Below are 15,507 nucleotides of genomic sequence, written 5' to 3'. Positions count from 1 at the left end.
TGGCGCGGTTGACGGGGCTCGAACCCGCGACCCCCGGCGTGACAGGCCGGTACTCTAACCAACTGAGCTACAACCGCCCGCTGCATGTTCATTGCTGAACGTTTGGGTGTATTATGGCCACGGTCGGGCAGCGTCAAGCGGCGTTTTGCAGTTTTTTGTCAGAATCCAGTTTTTTGTTTGCCCGCTGTTTTTTGCCCTCGCGAATTGTTCAATTTCGCTTGCAGCGCACCCCCGGGGAAGATATGACCGCGTGTCATGGGTGATTAGCTCAGTGGTAGAGCGCTTCGTTCACATCGAAGATGTCAGGAGTTCAAATCTCTTATCACCCACCACCCCCTTTTCGGATTTTCGCTTGGAACCAGCGGGCTTGCCATGTCGCGCGTTCGGCGGCTATCGTGCCCTATTTGGCCCGACAACAGGCCACACACAAAGGCTGAGATCAACATGGCGGGGTTGAAGCGCGACATCGGCCTGCTGGGACTGACCTTCATCTCAGTCGGAGGAATCATCGGTTCGGGCTGGTTATTCGGCCCCCTTCTGGCGGTTCAGCATGCCGGGCCTGCGGCCACGATCTCGTGGATAATCGGCGCGGTTGCCATGTTCATATTGGCCATCACCTTCGCAGAGATTTCCGCCATGCTGCCCATTCCCGGAGGGATCGCGCGCGTGCCACATTTTTCGCATGGCAACATTGTTTCGATGGCCATGGGATGGACTGCCTGGATCGGCTACAACACCACAGCACCCATCGAAGTCGAAGCCATGCTGAAATACCTGGCGCCGTATGCGCCTTGGTTGCATACGGCCGAGACAGGTGGCTTGACCGGGGCGGGTGTTTTCGTCGCGCTGGTTTTCATGCTGCTGTTCGTCGCGGTGAATGCGCTTGGGGTCAAGTTCTTCACGCGCGTCAATGCAGCGCTGACCTGGGCCAAGATCGCCATCCCTGTTGTCCTGTCCGTTGTTCTTGTCGCAAGCCGGTTCAACATCGAGAACTTCACGCAACCGGAAGGGTTTGCGCCCTACGGCGCGCAGGGTATCATGGCCGCCGTTTCAACCGGGGGCGTTATTTTTTCATTCATTGGCTTTCGCCATGTGGTTGATATGGCTGGCGAAGTTCGAAATCCAAAGTTCGCGATTCCGGCCGCATTGGTGTTGTCGATTGTTCTTTGCGCCTTCATCTACCTTGGTCTGCAAGTGGCCTTCATCGGTGCGCTGGACCCATCCATGCTGTCCAAAGGATGGGCGCAGTTGAGCTTTGGGGGCGAAGGACCACTGGACGCCATCATCATGTCTGTCGGGCTGGTCTGGTTTCTGAGCCTGCTGAATGTCGGATCCGTGATAGGCCCCTTTGGCAACGGGCTGGTCGCAACCGGGTCGAACGCCCGTATCGCCCTCGCCCTTTCAAAAAACGGTTTCCTGCCCAGACGGTTGCAGACATTGTCGTCATTCGGGGTTCCGCTGTGGGCGCTGGCGCTGAACTTTCTGATCGGAACGGTTTTCCTGCTGACAGTACCCTTTACCACCGTCATTGCCCTGAACGGTGCAGCCATCGTTTTGTCATTTGCCGTCGGGCCAATAGCCGTGGTTTGCCTGAGAAACCTGTTGCCAGATCATCCCAGATCGATCCGAATACCGGCCGTGCGTCTTGTCGCGCTGTCCGCTTTCGCCATCGCCACGCTGATCGTCTATTGGAGCGGATGGGACACGGTCTGGCGGCTTGGCATCGCGCTGATTGTCGGCAGTATTCTGTTGCTGATCCGGTTCCGGGGACGTTTGGACGAAATGGACGTTACCGAGGCCCTGTGGCTTGTGCCTTATTTCTCAGGTCTTGGGTTGATCTCATTCCTTGGGCAATTCGGAGCCGGATCGTTGAAGCAGATCCCGTTTGGGTGGGACCTTCTGCTTTGCATCCTGTTTTCGTCGATCATATTCGTACTTGCCGTTCGTTCGGCTCTGCCACCTAAAAAGTTCAAGGAATACATAGCGGAAGAAGAAATACTTGATCCAAAGCAACCGGTCATTGGATTGTAAAAAAGGCAGAGCATTCGCCCCGCCTTTTTCATTCGCTCAATCTGCTTAATGTGCCGTGGCCGAGGGTCCCGTCGCCTCTGACGAGGCTGCTGCGGCGGCGGCGGCCTCCTCGGCGGCTTCGTCCCAATCAACCGGTTCCGGTGTACGAACCAGAGAATGCTCAAGAACCTCCGAGACGTGCTTGACCGGGATGATCTTCAAGCCTTCCTTCACATTGTCCGGAATATCCGCCAGGTCCTTTTCGTTTTCTTCCGGGATCAGGACCGTCTTGATACCACCGCGCAACGCAGCCAGCAGTTTCTCTTTCAAGCCGCCAATTGGCATTGCGTTCCCGCGCAACGAGACCTCGCCCGTCATGGCGATGTCCTTACGAACAGGAATACCTGTCAGAACCGAGACAATCGAAGTCACCATCGCCAGACCAGCCGACGGACCATCCTTGGGCGTTGCGCCATCGGGCACGTGCACGTGGATGTCGATCTTGTCGAACTGCGGCGGCTTCACTCCGATCTTCGGAGAAATCGACCGCACATAAGACGATGCCGCATCGATGGATTCTTTCATCACATCGCCCAGCTTGCCGGTTGTCTTCATCCGACCCTTACCGGGCAGCTTCAGCGCCTCGATATGCAGCAGATCGCCCCCCACCGAGGTCCAGGCCAAACCGGTCACGACACCGACCTGATCGTCCTGCTCGGCCAGACCGTAACGGAATTTCGGCACACCCAGGAACTCATCCAGGTTCTCAGGCGTGACCGTAACGGATTCCGCCTCTTTCTTGATGATCTTGGTCAGCGCCTTCCGTGCCACTTTGGCGATTTCACGCTCGAGGTTCCGCACGCCGGCTTCGCGGGTGTAGAACCGGATGATCGCGGTCAGCGCCTCGTCGGTCAGTTCAAATTCCTTGTCTTTCAGACCGTGGTTTTTGACCTGTTTGGCGATCAGGTGTTGCTTGGCGATCTCGCGCTTTTCATCCTCGGTATAGCCAGCCAGAGGAATGATCTCCATCCGGTCCAGCAAGGGCCCTGGCATGTTGTAGCTGTTGGACGTGGTCAGGAACATCACATTGGACAGGTCATATTCGACCTCAAGGTAGTGATCCATGAACGTGCTGTTTTGTTCCGGGTCCAACACTTCCAGCATCGCCGAAGCCGGATCACCACGGAAATCCTGCCCCATCTTGTCGATCTCATCGAGCAGAATGAGCGGGTTCGTGGTTTTCGCCTTTTTCAGCGCCTGAATGATCTTGCCGGGCATCGAACCGATATAGGTCCGGCGGTGGCCGCGGATCTCGGATTCGTCGCGCACACCACCCAGGCTGATACGAATGAACTCGCGCCCGGTCGCCCGCGCAACGGACTTACCAAGCGAGGTCTTACCCACGCCCGGAGGGCCCACGAGGCACATGATCGGGCCTTTCAGCTTTCTCGAACGCTGCTGAACGGCCAGATATTCAACGATCCGCTCTTTGACCTTCTCAAGGCCATAGTGATCGGCGTCCAGAATGTCCTGCGCGCGCGCCAAGTCCTTTTTGACGCGGGATTTGGTGCCCCACGGCAAAGACAGAATCCAATCCAGATAATTGCGCACCACGGTTGCTTCGGCCGACATGGGCGACATGTTCTTGAGCTTCTTCAGCTCGCCTTCGGCCTTCTCGCGCGCTTCCTTCGACAGCTTGGTCTCGGCGATCTTGGCTTCCAGTTCGGCGATCTCATTCGCGCCGTCCTCACCATCGCCAAGCTCTTTCTGAATGGCCTTCATCTGCTCATTCAGATAATACTCGCGCTGCGTCTTCTCCATCTGGGATTTGACGCGGGTCTTGATCTTTTTCTCAACCTGCAAGACCGACATTTCGCCCTGCATCAGACCATAGACTTTTTCAAGCCGCTCGCTGACGCTGAGTGTTTCCAGCAGATCCTGCTTTTGTTCGACCTCGATACCCAGATGGCCGGACACAAGGTCGGCCAGTTTTGCCGGCTCGGTGGTTTCACCCACGGCCGTCAGCGCTTCTTCAGGGATGTTCTTGCGCACCTTGGCATAGCGTTCGAACTCGTCCGCGACGGTGCGCAAAAGGGCTTCAGTCGTGGTGACGTCACCCGGAATCTCGGTCAGATATTCCGCCCGTGCTTCGAAAAACTCATCGTTTTCAAGAAACTCGGTGATCTGCACGCGCGCCTGTCCTTCGACAAGCACTTTGACGGTGCCGTCGGGCAGTTTCAGCAGTTGCAGCACATTGGCCAGGACGCCGGACCGGTAAATACCGTCCTCATCCGGGTCATCGACGCCCGGATCAATCTGGCTGGACAACAGAATTTGCTTGTCGTCCTGCATCACCTCTTCCAGCGCGCGGACGGATTTGTCTCGGCCCACGAAGAGCGGCACGATCATATGCGGGAACACCACAATATCGCGCAGCGGCAGAACGGGGTATGAGGAGTTCAGAGGCTCTTGCATGCTCTATCCTTATCGTTGGCAAGATGGCGCTTGTCCCTCATCGAGGCAACATCCGGCCATCTCCTGTCTTGGACGATAAAGGTGGGGCCTCATCGCCCTTTTTCAACCTTACCGCCATGTAATGTGTCGCAGCATGAACCGAGGTTTTCGGGACTGCAAGATGTCCCGGGGACATATCCACCGAATTTCGTGTGACATGCATATGCAATGCGCAATTCCAGGGTCAGAACACCCGCTGCACCGCCCGAGACAGAAAAAACCCGTGGCCGTCCCGGTTGCGACATTCCAGACCTTTCGTGGAAGAGGCGCAGGTGAATCCTCCGAACCGACCGGTGACACCGTATTCCGCACGGTCAAATCCGTCCCGGTTCCGGTTCAGCGGCTGGCACAGCATTTCCACTGGGCCGGTATCGAACATCAGGAAATCATGCCCCCAGTCAGTTTGACAATTCGCGGGGCGCGGCATCGCAGGCGGGCCGTATTTCTCAATAATCGTGCACTGGATGTCCGATGAATCCGCGCTTTCTCCCACTGAACACTGAATGTTTTCGGATGGGGTTTCAAAAGTCCAGACGTCTGAAATTGCAGGGGTGGCGCAAAAAACAACTGCGCCGAGGAAAAGGCGAAACATGAAAAACTCTCCGGGCCACAAACAAAAACAACTTTGAACAAAGTTGTTTCAGAATACCGGAAAACCACGCAAATGTCACCCGAATGGGCAGGTTACAGGGGCTCGATATCGCCCTGCGCGCGTTGCGCATGGAACGCGGCCTGCCACGCATCAAAGGTGCCCTCAGCGATCGCGTCCCGCATCCCCTGCATGATTTCCTGAAAGTAATGAAGGTTGTGCCAGGTCAGCAACATACCCGAGATCATCTCGTTGGCGCGGAACACATGGTGCAGATAGGCGCGTGAGTAATTCGCGCAGGCCGGGCACGAACAGTTTTCATCCAGCGGGCGCGGATCGTCCGCATGGCGCGCGTTCTTGATGTTCACCACGCCATAGCGGGTGAACACCTGACCTGTACGACCCGAGCGGGAGGGCAAGACGCAATCCATCATGTCGATCCCGCGCGCCACTGCTCCGACTATGTCATCCGGCTTGCCAACGCCCATCAGGTAACGCGGCTTGTCCATGGGCAGGAAATCAGGCGCATAATCGAGACAGTCGAACATGGCCTCCTGCCCCTCGCCCACCGCCAGACCGCCAACGGCGTAGCCTTCAAAGCCGATGCTCTTCAACGCCTCGGCGCTTTCTTCCCGCAGGTCCTGCTCAAGACCACCCTGCATGATACCGAACAGAGCATGCCCCGGGCGATCCCCGAATGCGTCACGGGACCGCTCGGCCCAACGCATCGACAAACGCATGGATTCGGCGATCCGGTCGCGATTTGCAGGCAATGCAGGGCATTCGTCGAAGCACATCACGATATCGGAACCAAGAAGGCGTTGAATCTCCATTGACCGTTCCGGCGTTAGCTCGTGTTTCGACCCATCGATATGGGATTTGAAGGTCACACCCTTTTCGGTCAGCTTGCGCAAACCGGCCAATGACATGACCTGAAACCCCCCCGAGTCCGTCAGAATGGGACGGTCCCAGTTCATGAATTTGTGCAACCCGCCCAGACGATCAATGCGTTCGGCCGTGGGACGCAGCATAAGATGATAGGTGTTGCCCAGCAGAATATCGGCCCCTGTGGCCCGAACGCTTTCGGGCATCATCGCCTTGACCGTCGCCGCAGTGCCAACTGGCATGAAGGTAGGTGTACGCACTTCGCCACGCGGAGTGCTTATAACACCGGTACGGGCCTTGCCGTCTGTGGACTTGAGCTTGAAAGAGAATTGCTGGGTCATGTCATCGCCTCGGATCGCCGAACCGGGCAGGATTTGCCCGATCCGATCGGTCTTTGCAACCCGTCAGGGCAAGGACGCAACACGTTCGGTAAACAGACGCACGACCCCTGCCCCATCCACATCGCGACACACACGAACCACAGGACGATCCGGGTCAGGTTGCGTCGCACCTATCCGGTCGCCTTCCGTCACGACACGCAGCCCGGTTTCGACCATGTCGAACATGGCCCCGTGCGAACAGGCGATCACGGCGGTTGAATCATGCAGCCCGCACCCTTCCAATCCGCCGATTTCTTTATAGAATTTCAGGTAAAAACGAGAGATATCGCGCAGAAAAGACCCCATGCCGGGCGATTTTTGCGCCAGGGCTTCGAAATCTGCGGTCTCGTAGAGTGTTTTCAGGGTAACGTCCAAACCAACCAGCACGGTCTCGGGCGGTGCGGAAAAGACCTCATCCGCGGCAACCGCATCGTGATAGATGTTGGCTTCCGCATGGTCGGTAACGTTGCCCTTGCAGTAGACGGCACCGCCCATGATCACCAACCGGCCAAGATTACCGGCAAATTCCGGGTCCAATCGCATGGCGTTGGCAATGTTGGTCAGTGGTCCGACCGCACACACGACCAATTCATTTTTGTGCATCCGGGCCATCTCGGCCAGAAACTCTGCGGCAGGAAGATCATGGTTCCGTCCGATCTGGGGAATTTCGATCAGATCGCCAAACCCTTCAGGGCCGTGGACATGGTCCGAGGGGACGTGCATGTCAGCCCCCAGCGGGAAAGGCGCGCCTTCTGCCACAGGAAGGTCCAGGCCCAGCTTGTCCAGCAGGAAACGGGCATTGCGGCTGGATTGTTGAACATGCGTATTGCCGAACACCGTGGTCAGGCCGATCAGGTCAAATTCAGACGCAGCGGCGGCATAGGCGATCGCCATGGCATCGTCGATGCCGGGATCCGTATCGATAATCAATTTCATCCCCGCCCGATACCGCAAACAAGCCGGGATGCAAAGCAGTCACAGCAGTTCATCTCAATGCTGAATTCCCATAGTGAGGCGTTTGCATCTGGCGGTTTTCCCTCCATACCAGAGTTGAAAACCCGCGACTCAATTCCCATATGTATACCATAGTACACAATAAAAAGAGGACAGAATGACCGAAGATCAGATCATCGGACTGCTTTCGTCAAACATCATTTACCTGCTGGCCGCCGTGCTGGTGGTCATCGTTATTTTCAAGGGCATCAAGATCGTTCCGCAATCCGAAAAATACGTGGTTGAACGGTTTGGAAGACTGCATTCGGTGCTTGGCCCCGGCATCAATTTCATTGTTCCGTTTCTGGACGTCGCCCGCCACAAGATCTCGATCCTTGAACGCCAGTTGCCGAACGCGACGCAAGACGCGATCACCAAGGACAACGTTCTGGTGCAGATCGACACCTCAGTCTTTTACCGTATTCTCGAGCCGGAAAAGACAGTCTATCGAATCCGCGATGTTGATGGTGCGATTGCAACCACCGTTGCTGGCATTGTCCGGGCCGAGATTGGCAAGATGGATCTCGACGAAGTACAATCGAACCGATCGCAACTGATTTCACGCATTCAGGAAAGCGTTGAAACCGCAGTGGATGATTGGGGAATCGAAGTGACCCGTGCCGAGATTCTGGATGTGAATCTGGATCAGGCCACCCGCGATGCCATGCTGCAACAGCTGAACGCAGAACGCGCCCGCCGCGCGCAGGTGACCGAGGCCGAAGGTCTGAAACGCTCGGTCGAGCTACAGGCCGATGCCGAGTTGTATGCCGCCGAGCAAACAGCCAAGGCCCGCCGCATTCAGGCCGAGGCCGAAGCTTATGCGACCGGCGTTGTTGCCAAGGCAATTCAGGACAATGGCATAGAAGCGGCACAGTATCAGGTTGCGCTGAAGCAGGTTGAGGCCCTTAATGCACTGGGCAACGGTTCCGGCAAGCAGACCATAGTTGTGCCTGCCAATGCACTCGAAGCCTTTGGTGACGCGTTCAAAATGCTCAAAGGAGGTAGATGATGGCTGATCCCTTTTGGCTGACCTGGTGGATCTGGCTGGCAGCCGCGCTGGCTCTGGGGATCCTGGAAATCGTTCTGCCCGGGTTCATCTTTCTGGGCTTTGCGATCGGGGCCGCGATTACCGGTCTAATCCTGGTCATCCCCGGCATGACAGTATCGTTGCATGTTCTCGCGCTGATCTTCGCAGTTCTTTCGTTGATCGCATGGCTTGTCCTGCGCAGGCTGTTTGCCTTGCCGCATGGTCAGGTCAAAACCTTCACGCATGACATCAACGACTAAGACACAGTGACGCTCACCCGAGCGTCACTCCCCCACTGGACGCTGTTGCAGGTATTCCCTATATAATCACTCAGGCAACTGACCCGAGGCAAAGATGACCCACCCGAGCGAACAGTTTGAAGGCACCCCGCTGATTGCGCCGTCAACGATTGAACACCCGCTTTACGAGGCTGTCGTCGAAGCGTGCCGCACGGTTTACGATCCGGAAATTCCGGTCAACATCTATGACCTGGGCCTGATCTATACGATCGACATTTCTCCGGACAACGCAGTGAAGGTCATCATGACCCTGACAGCACCCGGATGTCCGGTCGCAGGCGACATGCCCGGCTGGATTGTCGAGGCCATTGAGCCTGTTGCAGGCGTCAAGGAAGTTGATGTCGAACTGACCTGGGAACCGCCCTGGGGCATGGAGATGATGTCAGATGAGGCGCGCCTGGAATTGGGCTTTATGTAGCCATCCGGCACAGGCCCCAGCCAACTGTCACGAAACTTTGGCATTTTCGTCACCTTATCATGCAGTCCCTGTCACATTCCTGACGGATAACATCTGACGGTGGCATTCGCGTTTGCTGTGCCATCGGCTGGGTATGCCATGACCGCCCCCCGCGTCCCAGCTCAAGAACATGGGCCGTTCTTGCCCGAGAACGGTCCTTTTTTCATTTGCCGTTCCGACAACGGCGATCAATTCAGTTTGCAGGTTTCCTTGATCTCTGCCGCTCTGGCGTCCAGTTGCTTGATGTAGTCACCTGACAGCATTTGCAGCCTTTTTTGCTCGGTCCCCGTGACCAGCCCCAACAGAGCACCGGCAGGAGTTATGGCAGCAATGCTTTCCAATTGTTTGTCTTCCGCATGTTTCTTTTCCGATGCAATCGCACGCAGATCCCCTTCCGCCGTTGCGCAATTCACCGGATGCCGTTCTGATCCCGTGGCTGCCAAAGCCTCGACAGACACCACACAGGCGGTCATGGAAACCAGTGCCATCATGAGCGTTGATGCCTTAATATCGACAGTTAACTTATTCATTTTATTTCTCTTTCTTTCTGCACGAGCGCCCAAATGAAGGGTCATCAATCCATTGGGCCAATGCTACTCCTGCATCGTGCATCAAAGCAAGTTTGCGGATCGGCTGCGCGGACACACCAGAGCTTTACAGCGAATTCGGATTCTTTGCGCTTCATTGCCTTGAGCATAAGAGCCTTGGACCCTAGATTGGGTGTAACGCGCGACAACGGAGACTTACATGTTCGGCATCCCCGGCAAACAGGCTGTGACCATGACGCCCAAAGCCGCAGAGCAGATTACCCGCCTGATGAAATCAGGCGGTCACGCTGGTTTGCGCATCGGCGTCAAAAAAGGCGGCTGTGCAGGCATGGAATACACCATGGAATATGTCGATCAGGCAGATCCTCATGACGAAGTCGTCGAACAGGATGGCGCGCGCATCATGATTGCGCCCATGGCCCAGATGTTCCTGTTCGGAACCGAGATCGATTACGAAGTGTCGTTGTTGGAAGCCGGCTTCAAATTCAAGAACCCGAACGTCGTCGATGCCTGCGGCTGCGGAGAATCGATCAAGTTCGATGAAAACATCGCCCAACAAGGCTAAGCCCGCCTCATTACCTTTCAATTGAACGTCGCATGCGGACCGATCTTCGATTTTTCCGCCCGGGATCAACCTGCGAGCAGAATTGTAAGATGGTCCTGACAATGCTATCCGCATCCCAAAATCATCGGATGATCAGGGAGATACCGAAATGCGGCAGAAACTGGCGGCTGGGAACTGGAAAATGAATGGGACCGGCGCTGAGCTGACCGAGTTGAAGGCGCTGTCTCAGATCCACCCGGCAGCATCGGTGGATATCCTGATTTGCCCGCCGGCCACATTGCTCAGCCGCGCATCAATTGCCGTTCAGGGCACTGCCATCTCTGTCGGCGGTCAGGACTGTCATGCCGAAAAATCAGGCGCGCATACCGGAGATATCAGTGCGGATATGCTGGTGGATGCCGGTGCAACATCGGTCATCCTGGGCCATTCCGAACGCCGTGTGGACCACGGAGAACATGACGAGGATGTGCGGGCCAAGGCGCGCGCAGCGATGGATGCGGGGCTGAAAGCGATCATCTGCGTCGGCGAAAGCCTTGAGCAGCGCGAAGCGGCCAATACGCTCGACATCATCGGCGGCCAGATGTCCGGGTCGATCCCGGATCAGTCGACCGGCGAGAACCTGATCGTCGCGTATGAACCGATCTGGGCAATTGGCACCGGCAAAGTTCCCACCCTGGAAGAAATCGGGGAAGTTCACGACTTCATGCGCGCCCGACTGGAGCGCCGCTTTGGCGAAGGTGTGGGCCGTTCCGTCCGCCTGCTTTATGGCGGTTCGGTGAAACCCGGCAATGCGGCCGAAATTTTCGGCGTGTCGAACGTGGACGGTGCGCTGGTCGGCGGGGCCAGTCTGAAGGCCCGTGATTTCTCGGGCATCATCTCGGCGCTCGAACAGGCCTGACCCATCTACTGCCACTTGAATGCGGCCTGGCCGCACGATCACCCGAAACCTGGGACCGGAAACAATGAAAGTCTGTGTCATCTGCATGAAATGGGGCGATGCCTATGGCCCCGAATACGTGAACCTGCTGTACAGGGCGGTTCAGGACAACCTGTCGCTTGAACATGATTTCATCTGTATTTCCGATGATTTCACGGGGCTCGAACTCGGCATCAAACAGCAGCCCTTTGCCTTTCCCCAGCTGGACCGCCCGCTGTGGGCGCATGGAAAATGGCCCAAGCTTCAGATGTTCGACCGCCGGATCGTCGGCCAATACGATGCGGCACTGTTCCTGGACCTCGACCTGCTGATCACCGGTGATCTCGATCCGCTGTTCCAGATTACGCTGGACAAGGGCGGGCTGTATCTTATGCCCAAGTTCCGGGGCTTCGTCTGGCGGATGATTCCGGCTGGCGTCTGGGATCTTGTGCCGTGGCTGATGAACAAGGTCACCCGTGGCAATTCATCCGTGGTGGCCTTTTTCCCGTCAGAGCAGTTCCACCTGTTCGACGCCTTTGACGGTGACATCCATTTGCCGAAATACGAAAACGACCAAGACTATATCTCGGCCCAGGCCTACAAACGCCGGTGTTTCCCCAAGAACTGGTGCACCGGCCTGATTCACCTGGTGCCGTACTGGCCGTTCGGCCTGATCTACAAGCCATACCGGAAACTGCCGCGACGTCCCAAGATCGTGATCTTCAACGGACGGCCCAATCCGCACGAACTTGTCAATGACGACATCGGATCCTGGGGCGCGCGCCGGCGGCGGGCGTACGGAGGCATCCGGTGGGTCAGGGACTATCTGGCGAAATACGGCCACCCGACCTGAGGGTTCCGAACCGGCGCGCCGGTTCGGAACGGGTTTTTCCTGCTAGTTCGTTATGATCTCGGGGCCCATGAACGTGTTGGGCAGGAAGGTCGAAATCCACGGAATATACGTCACCATGATCAGGAAGACGAACAGCACGGCCAGGAACGGCAGCGCCGCCTTCACAACGCTCATCATCGGCATACCCGCAACGCCCGAAGTCACGAACAGGTTCAGACCGACCGGAGGCGTGATCATCCCGATCTCCATATTGACCACCATGATGATACCCAGATGGATCGGGTCGATGCCCAGCTCGATAGCGATCGGGAATACCAGGGGCGCCACGATGACCAGCAGGCCAGACGGTTCCATGAACTGACCGCCGATCAGCAGGATCACGTTCACCACGATCAGGAAAGCGACCGGGCCAAGACCCGCCGACAGCATCGCCTCGGCAATATGCTGCGGTACTTGCTCGTCGGTCAGAACATGCTTGAGGATCAGCGCGTTGGCGATGACAAACAGCAGGGTGACCGTCAGCTTGCCCGCCTCGAACAGCGTATGCTTGGTGTCCGGATGAAAGAACGCCGTGATCAGCGCATAGGGCTTTTTCAGCAGCGGCAGGTTCCGTGAGCCTTCTTCCGTACTCAGCGGGCCCATGTCCTTGTACACAAAGCTGGCAATGAAGAACGCATAGACCGCGGCGACTGCGGCGGCTTCGGTCGGGGTGAAGATACCACCATAGATACCACCCAGAATGATGACGATCAGGAAAAGCCCCCAACCGGCTTCACGGGCCGAGGCAAAGACCTCTCCCCAGCCTTTCCATTCACCCTTGGGCAGGTTCTTGACCTTGGCCATGACGTAGATGGTGATCATCAGCATCAAACCGGCCATCAGACCGGGGATGACCCCTGCAAGGAACATGCGCCCAACCGAGACCTCAACGGCTGCGGCATACACGACCATCACGATGGATGGCGGAATCAGAATGCCCAACGTACCCGCGTTACAGATCACACCGGCGGCGAACTCCTTGGAGTAACCCACCTGACGCATCCCTGCGATGACGATCGAGCCGATGGCGACCACGGTCGCCGGGGACGACCCGGACAGTGCTGCGAACAGCATGCAGGCAAACACACCGGCAATCGCCAGACCGCCGGGCAAATGCCCGACACAGGCAATCGAGAACCGAATGATCCGCCGCGCTACACCGCCGGTCGTCATGAAAGACGAGGCCAGAATGAAGAACGGGATCGCCAGCAGGGTAAAGTGCCCTTCAAAAGCCTCGAACAGAGTGCCCGCCACAGATGCGAGCGAACTGTCGGAGTAGATCAGCAGGAACAGAGTCGAGCTGAGGCCAAGCGCAACTGCAATCGGAACACCGATCAGCAACAGGCCAATGACCATCGAGAAAAGAAGTACGACGTCCATCAGTTGTGCTCTCCCTGCTGAGCGCGGACTTCTTCGATCTCGTCCTCGACTTCGTGGCTGGCAACAAGGCGGTCTGTTTCACCACGCCAGATCTGAACGGCAACCTGGGCGAACCGGATCACCAGCAGCAACATCGACACCGGAAGCACCAGGTATGGCACAACCTTGGGCAGCTTCTCGTACCCTTCGCCATAGTTGATCAGGTCTTCCAGAAACCGCAGCGGAGCGACCATTGGGATATCGTCCACTTCGTAGAAACTCTGGCTGCGGGCGTCGAAATTGAACCCCGTCGGGAACCAGCGTCCGGATGTCGGCGGCAGATCCGCGAAGACGGCCCAGTAATCGTAGGCGCCTTTCAGCAACAGCAGCGAAAACACCAGACAGCACCCCACGGCGATCAGCGCGAGAATGCGACGCGGCGCCGGGGCCAGCATGTTCAGAATCGCGTCAACACCCAGATGAGAGTGTTTCTTGACCGCATAAGAAGCGCCAAGCAGCACCAGCCAGCCAAAAGTGAACACCGTCAGTTCAAGCGCCCACAGGATATTGGAATTGAAAACAAACCGCGCGATCACGTTGGCAAATGTCACGACCGTCATCAGGCCCAACAGGCACGCGATCAGGGTTTCTTCGATATGGTCGACCAGCCCGCCTTGGCCGGAATTCGCACCAGACATCTCTCTGTCCCCACATTTTTATTGATGAGAAGGGTTGGGGCGGGCTTCGTCAGCCCGCCCGGCCTGCGCGTCGATAACTCCCCAGTCCCCGGACGCGCGGCCTTATCCGGATCAGAATCCGGCGTTGATTGCCTGTGCGGCGTCGATCTTGTCCTGACCCACGTCACCAGCGAACTGTTCCCAGACCGGCTTCATCGCATCAACCCATGCCTGACGCTGTTCCGGGGTCAACTCGCGGATGACACCACCTGCTTCAACGATCGAAGCTTTGGCTGCTTCGTTCACTGCAAAGGCTTCTTTGTTCCGCGTCTCGGTCACTTCGGCCAGAATGGTCAGGAACTGGTCACGCACGTCCGGATCCAGGCTGTCCAGCCAGTCCACAGAGGTTACTACCAGATAGTCGATGATGCCGTGGTTGGTCTCGGTGATGCCGTCCTGCACCTCGAAGAACTTCTTGCCATAGATGTTCGACCAGGTGTTTTCCTGCCCATCCACAACCCCCTGTTGCAGCGCGCCGTAGACTTCCGAGAACGCCATTTTCTGCGGGCTGCCTCCAATGGCCTCCATCTGTGCCACCAGAACGTCCGAAGACTGCACGCGGAATTTCAGGCCGTTTGCATCCGACGGATCGACCAGCGGCTTGTTGGCCGACATCTGCTTCATGCCGTTGTGCCAGAAGGCCAGCCCCTGAAGGCCACGGCGCTGCATGCTGTCCTTCATCGCCTGACCATCAGCCGAAGCCTGGAATGCATCCACAGCGTCGACATTCTTGAACATGAACGGCAGGTCAAACAGGCGGAACTGCTTGGTGAACTTTTCGAATTTCGACAGCGAAGGTGCGGCCAGTTGAACGTCGCCCTGCAACATCGCTTCCAGTACCTTGTCGTCGTTGTACAGGGTCGAGTTCGGATAGACCTCCATGCACATCACGCCGTTCATCTCATCATTGACGCGCTGTTCCAGCAGCGATGCGGCGATGCCCTTGGGGTGCTTGTCAGTGTTGGTCACATGCGCGAACTTGACGACGATTTCACCATCGTCACAGGCTGCCATGCCTGCGGTGGCTGTAACTGTCAGCGCCAGAGCGGTTGCGGCTGTTGTCAGGAATTTCATCTGTCTTTTCCTCCCAGACTTCCTTGAAACTGTTCTTCGACACCAATTCGGTATCAGATGCAGCGAAGTGAAACGAATCGGCACAATCCACTCAACGTTTTGTTTTTTGCCCCTCGATTTTCTATTTAGCTATTTTGTTTCAAGAGCTTAAAAAGCACTTTGCAATGCACCGTCGACGCACTCAAAACCCCGAGTGCGAGATTCCGCACAGCAATTTTCCAGTTTGTGCGAAAATCCGCACACCCTGCGAATCAAATCCCCC

The 15,507-nt window shown here is 56.8% G+C and carries 15 protein-coding genes and 2 tRNA genes; 8 read left to right on the top strand and 9 right to left on the bottom strand.

Features of this window, described 5'->3' with window-relative positions:
• Nucleotides 1–77 (bottom strand) — tRNA-Asp (locus AC2FF8_RS10500).
• Nucleotides 78–257: 180 nt separating this feature from the next.
• Here AC2FF8_RS10500 and AC2FF8_RS10495 point away from each other — a divergent pair.
• Both AC2FF8_RS10495 and AC2FF8_RS10490 read left to right on the top strand, forming a co-directional pair.
• Nucleotides 258–332 (top strand) — tRNA-Val (locus AC2FF8_RS10495).
• A gap of 112 nt (nt 333–444) precedes the next feature.
• Nucleotides 445–2,031 carry an APC family permease gene (locus tag AC2FF8_RS10490; protein WP_425078195.1) on the top strand — a complete coding sequence of 529 codons (1,587 nt, stop codon included), beginning with the start codon at nt 445–447 and terminating at the stop codon, nt 2,029–2,031.
• Nucleotides 2,032–2,076: 45 nt separating this feature from the next.
• Here AC2FF8_RS10490 and lon read toward each other — a convergent pair whose 3' ends face one another.
• From lon to AC2FF8_RS10470, 4 genes are all read right to left on the bottom strand, one after another.
• Nucleotides 2,077–4,485, bottom strand: a complete 2,409-nt coding sequence (gene lon, locus AC2FF8_RS10485; protein ID WP_496879642.1) for an endopeptidase La — start codon at nt 4,483–4,485, stop codon at nt 2,077–2,079.
• A 223-nt stretch (nt 4,486–4,708) separates the two neighbouring features.
• A complete protein-coding gene (locus AC2FF8_RS10480) occupies nt 4,709–5,116 on the bottom strand; it encodes a DUF6636 domain-containing protein (protein WP_496879641.1) in 408 nt (135 codons plus the stop codon).
• 92 nt (nt 5,117–5,208) lie between these two features.
• Nucleotides 5,209–6,339 (bottom strand): tRNA guanosine(34) transglycosylase Tgt, encoded by a 1,131-nt coding sequence (tgt, locus tag AC2FF8_RS10475; protein WP_496879640.1) that lies wholly within the window; start codon nt 6,337–6,339, stop codon nt 5,209–5,211.
• A gap of 63 nt (nt 6,340–6,402) precedes the next feature.
• Nucleotides 6,403–7,314: a nucleoside hydrolase gene (locus AC2FF8_RS10470; RefSeq protein ID WP_496879639.1), complete on the bottom strand. Its 912-nt coding sequence runs from the start codon at nt 7,312–7,314 to the stop codon at nt 6,403–6,405.
• A gap of 175 nt (nt 7,315–7,489) precedes the next feature.
• Between AC2FF8_RS10470 and AC2FF8_RS10465 the strand changes: the two genes are divergently transcribed.
• The 3 genes from AC2FF8_RS10465 to AC2FF8_RS10455 all read left to right on the top strand — a co-directional run bounded on the left by AC2FF8_RS10465 (nt 7,490) and on the right by AC2FF8_RS10455 (nt 9,115).
• On the top strand, nt 7,490–8,380 hold the full coding sequence (locus AC2FF8_RS10465) for an SPFH domain-containing protein (RefSeq protein WP_170344508.1): 891 nt from the start codon (nt 7,490–7,492) through the stop codon (nt 8,378–8,380).
• Nucleotides 8,380–8,658: an NfeD family protein gene (locus AC2FF8_RS10460; RefSeq protein ID WP_170344509.1), complete on the top strand. Its 279-nt coding sequence runs from the start codon at nt 8,380–8,382 to the stop codon at nt 8,656–8,658. The genes AC2FF8_RS10465 and AC2FF8_RS10460 overlap by 1 nt, the downstream gene beginning before the upstream one ends.
• Nucleotides 8,659–8,752: 94 nt before the next feature.
• Nucleotides 8,753–9,115 (top strand): SUF system Fe-S cluster assembly protein, encoded by a 363-nt coding sequence (locus tag AC2FF8_RS10455; protein ID WP_152457849.1) that lies wholly within the window; start codon nt 8,753–8,755, stop codon nt 9,113–9,115.
• 227 nt (nt 9,116–9,342) lie between these two features.
• On the opposite strand, the gene AC2FF8_RS10450 is transcribed toward AC2FF8_RS10455, so the two are convergent.
• Complete coding sequence (locus AC2FF8_RS10450) at nt 9,343–9,729, bottom strand: hypothetical protein (protein WP_496872938.1); 387 nt, start codon at nt 9,727–9,729, stop codon at nt 9,343–9,345.
• 172 nt (nt 9,730–9,901) lie between these two features.
• On the opposite strand from AC2FF8_RS10450, the gene AC2FF8_RS10445 reads away from it, so the two are divergent.
• The 3 genes from AC2FF8_RS10445 to AC2FF8_RS10435 all read left to right on the top strand — a co-directional run bounded on the left by AC2FF8_RS10445 (nt 9,902) and on the right by AC2FF8_RS10435 (nt 12,036).
• Complete coding sequence (locus tag AC2FF8_RS10445; RefSeq protein WP_170344510.1) at nt 9,902–10,267, top strand: HesB/IscA family protein; 366 nt, start codon at nt 9,902–9,904, stop codon at nt 10,265–10,267.
• A 148-nt stretch (nt 10,268–10,415) separates the two neighbouring features.
• Nucleotides 10,416–11,165, top strand: a complete 750-nt coding sequence (tpiA, locus tag AC2FF8_RS10440; protein ID WP_496872939.1) for a triose-phosphate isomerase — start codon at nt 10,416–10,418, stop codon at nt 11,163–11,165.
• 64 nt (nt 11,166–11,229) lie between these two features.
• Nucleotides 11,230–12,036 (top strand): hypothetical protein, encoded by an 807-nt coding sequence (locus AC2FF8_RS10435; protein ID WP_496879638.1) that lies wholly within the window; start codon nt 11,230–11,232, stop codon nt 12,034–12,036.
• 42 nt (nt 12,037–12,078) lie between these two features.
• Here AC2FF8_RS10435 and AC2FF8_RS10430 read toward each other — a convergent pair whose 3' ends face one another.
• From AC2FF8_RS10430 to AC2FF8_RS10420, 3 genes are all read right to left on the bottom strand, one after another.
• Nucleotides 12,079–13,455, bottom strand: a complete 1,377-nt coding sequence (locus tag AC2FF8_RS10430) for a TRAP transporter large permease (RefSeq protein ID WP_170344513.1) — start codon at nt 13,453–13,455, stop codon at nt 12,079–12,081.
• Nucleotides 13,455–14,132 (bottom strand): TRAP transporter small permease, encoded by a 678-nt coding sequence (locus AC2FF8_RS10425; protein ID WP_152457843.1) that lies wholly within the window; start codon nt 14,130–14,132, stop codon nt 13,455–13,457. Before AC2FF8_RS10425 ends, AC2FF8_RS10430 begins: the two co-directional genes overlap by 1 nt.
• Before the next feature lie 111 nt (nt 14,133–14,243).
• Nucleotides 14,244–15,245, bottom strand: a complete 1,002-nt coding sequence (locus AC2FF8_RS10420) for a DctP family TRAP transporter solute-binding subunit (RefSeq protein ID WP_496879637.1) — start codon at nt 15,243–15,245, stop codon at nt 14,244–14,246.
• Nucleotides 15,246–15,507 lie beyond the last annotated feature (262 nt).

The sequence above is a fragment of the Ruegeria sp. YTSA144 genome (assembly GCF_059610125.1).
The sequence above is the reverse complement of the archived record's forward strand: the minus strand, read 5'-3'. Positions and strand labels throughout refer to the sequence as shown.

Bases quoted from the DNA above. Each gene is read 5' to 3' on its own strand.
- AC2FF8_RS10490 (WP_425078195.1), top strand. From the start codon at position 445: ATGGCGGGGTTGAAGCGCGACATCGGCCTGCTGGGACTGACCTTCATC.
- tgt (WP_496879640.1), bottom strand. From the start codon at position 6,339: ATGACCCAGCAATTCTCTTTCAAGCTCAAGTCCACAGACGGCAAGGCC.
- AC2FF8_RS10425 (WP_152457843.1), bottom strand. From the start codon at position 14,132: ATGTCTGGTGCGAATTCCGGCCAAGGCGGGCTGGTCGACCATATCGAA.
- AC2FF8_RS10420 (WP_496879637.1), bottom strand. From the start codon at position 15,245: ATGAAATTCCTGACAACAGCCGCAACCGCTCTGGCGCTGACAGTTACA.
- AC2FF8_RS10450 (WP_496872938.1), bottom strand. From the start codon at position 9,729: ATGACCCTTCATTTGGGCGCTCGTGCAGAAAGAAAGAGAAATAAAATG.
- lon (WP_496879642.1), bottom strand. From the start codon at position 4,485: ATGCAAGAGCCTCTGAACTCCTCATACCCCGTTCTGCCGCTGCGCGAT.
- AC2FF8_RS10430 (WP_170344513.1), bottom strand. From the start codon at position 13,455: ATGGACGTCGTACTTCTTTTCTCGATGGTCATTGGCCTGTTGCTGATC.
- AC2FF8_RS10460 (WP_170344509.1), top strand. From the start codon at position 8,380: ATGGCTGATCCCTTTTGGCTGACCTGGTGGATCTGGCTGGCAGCCGCG.
- AC2FF8_RS10470 (WP_496879639.1), bottom strand. From the start codon at position 7,314: ATGAAATTGATTATCGATACGGATCCCGGCATCGACGATGCCATGGCG.
- tpiA (WP_496872939.1), top strand. From the start codon at position 10,416: ATGCGGCAGAAACTGGCGGCTGGGAACTGGAAAATGAATGGGACCGGC.
- AC2FF8_RS10480 (WP_496879641.1), bottom strand. From the start codon at position 5,116: ATGTTTCGCCTTTTCCTCGGCGCAGTTGTTTTTTGCGCCACCCCTGCA.
- AC2FF8_RS10465 (WP_170344508.1), top strand. From the start codon at position 7,490: ATGACCGAAGATCAGATCATCGGACTGCTTTCGTCAAACATCATTTAC.
- AC2FF8_RS10435 (WP_496879638.1), top strand. From the start codon at position 11,230: ATGAAAGTCTGTGTCATCTGCATGAAATGGGGCGATGCCTATGGCCCC.
- AC2FF8_RS10445 (WP_170344510.1), top strand. From the start codon at position 9,902: ATGTTCGGCATCCCCGGCAAACAGGCTGTGACCATGACGCCCAAAGCC.
- AC2FF8_RS10455 (WP_152457849.1), top strand. From the start codon at position 8,753: ATGACCCACCCGAGCGAACAGTTTGAAGGCACCCCGCTGATTGCGCCG.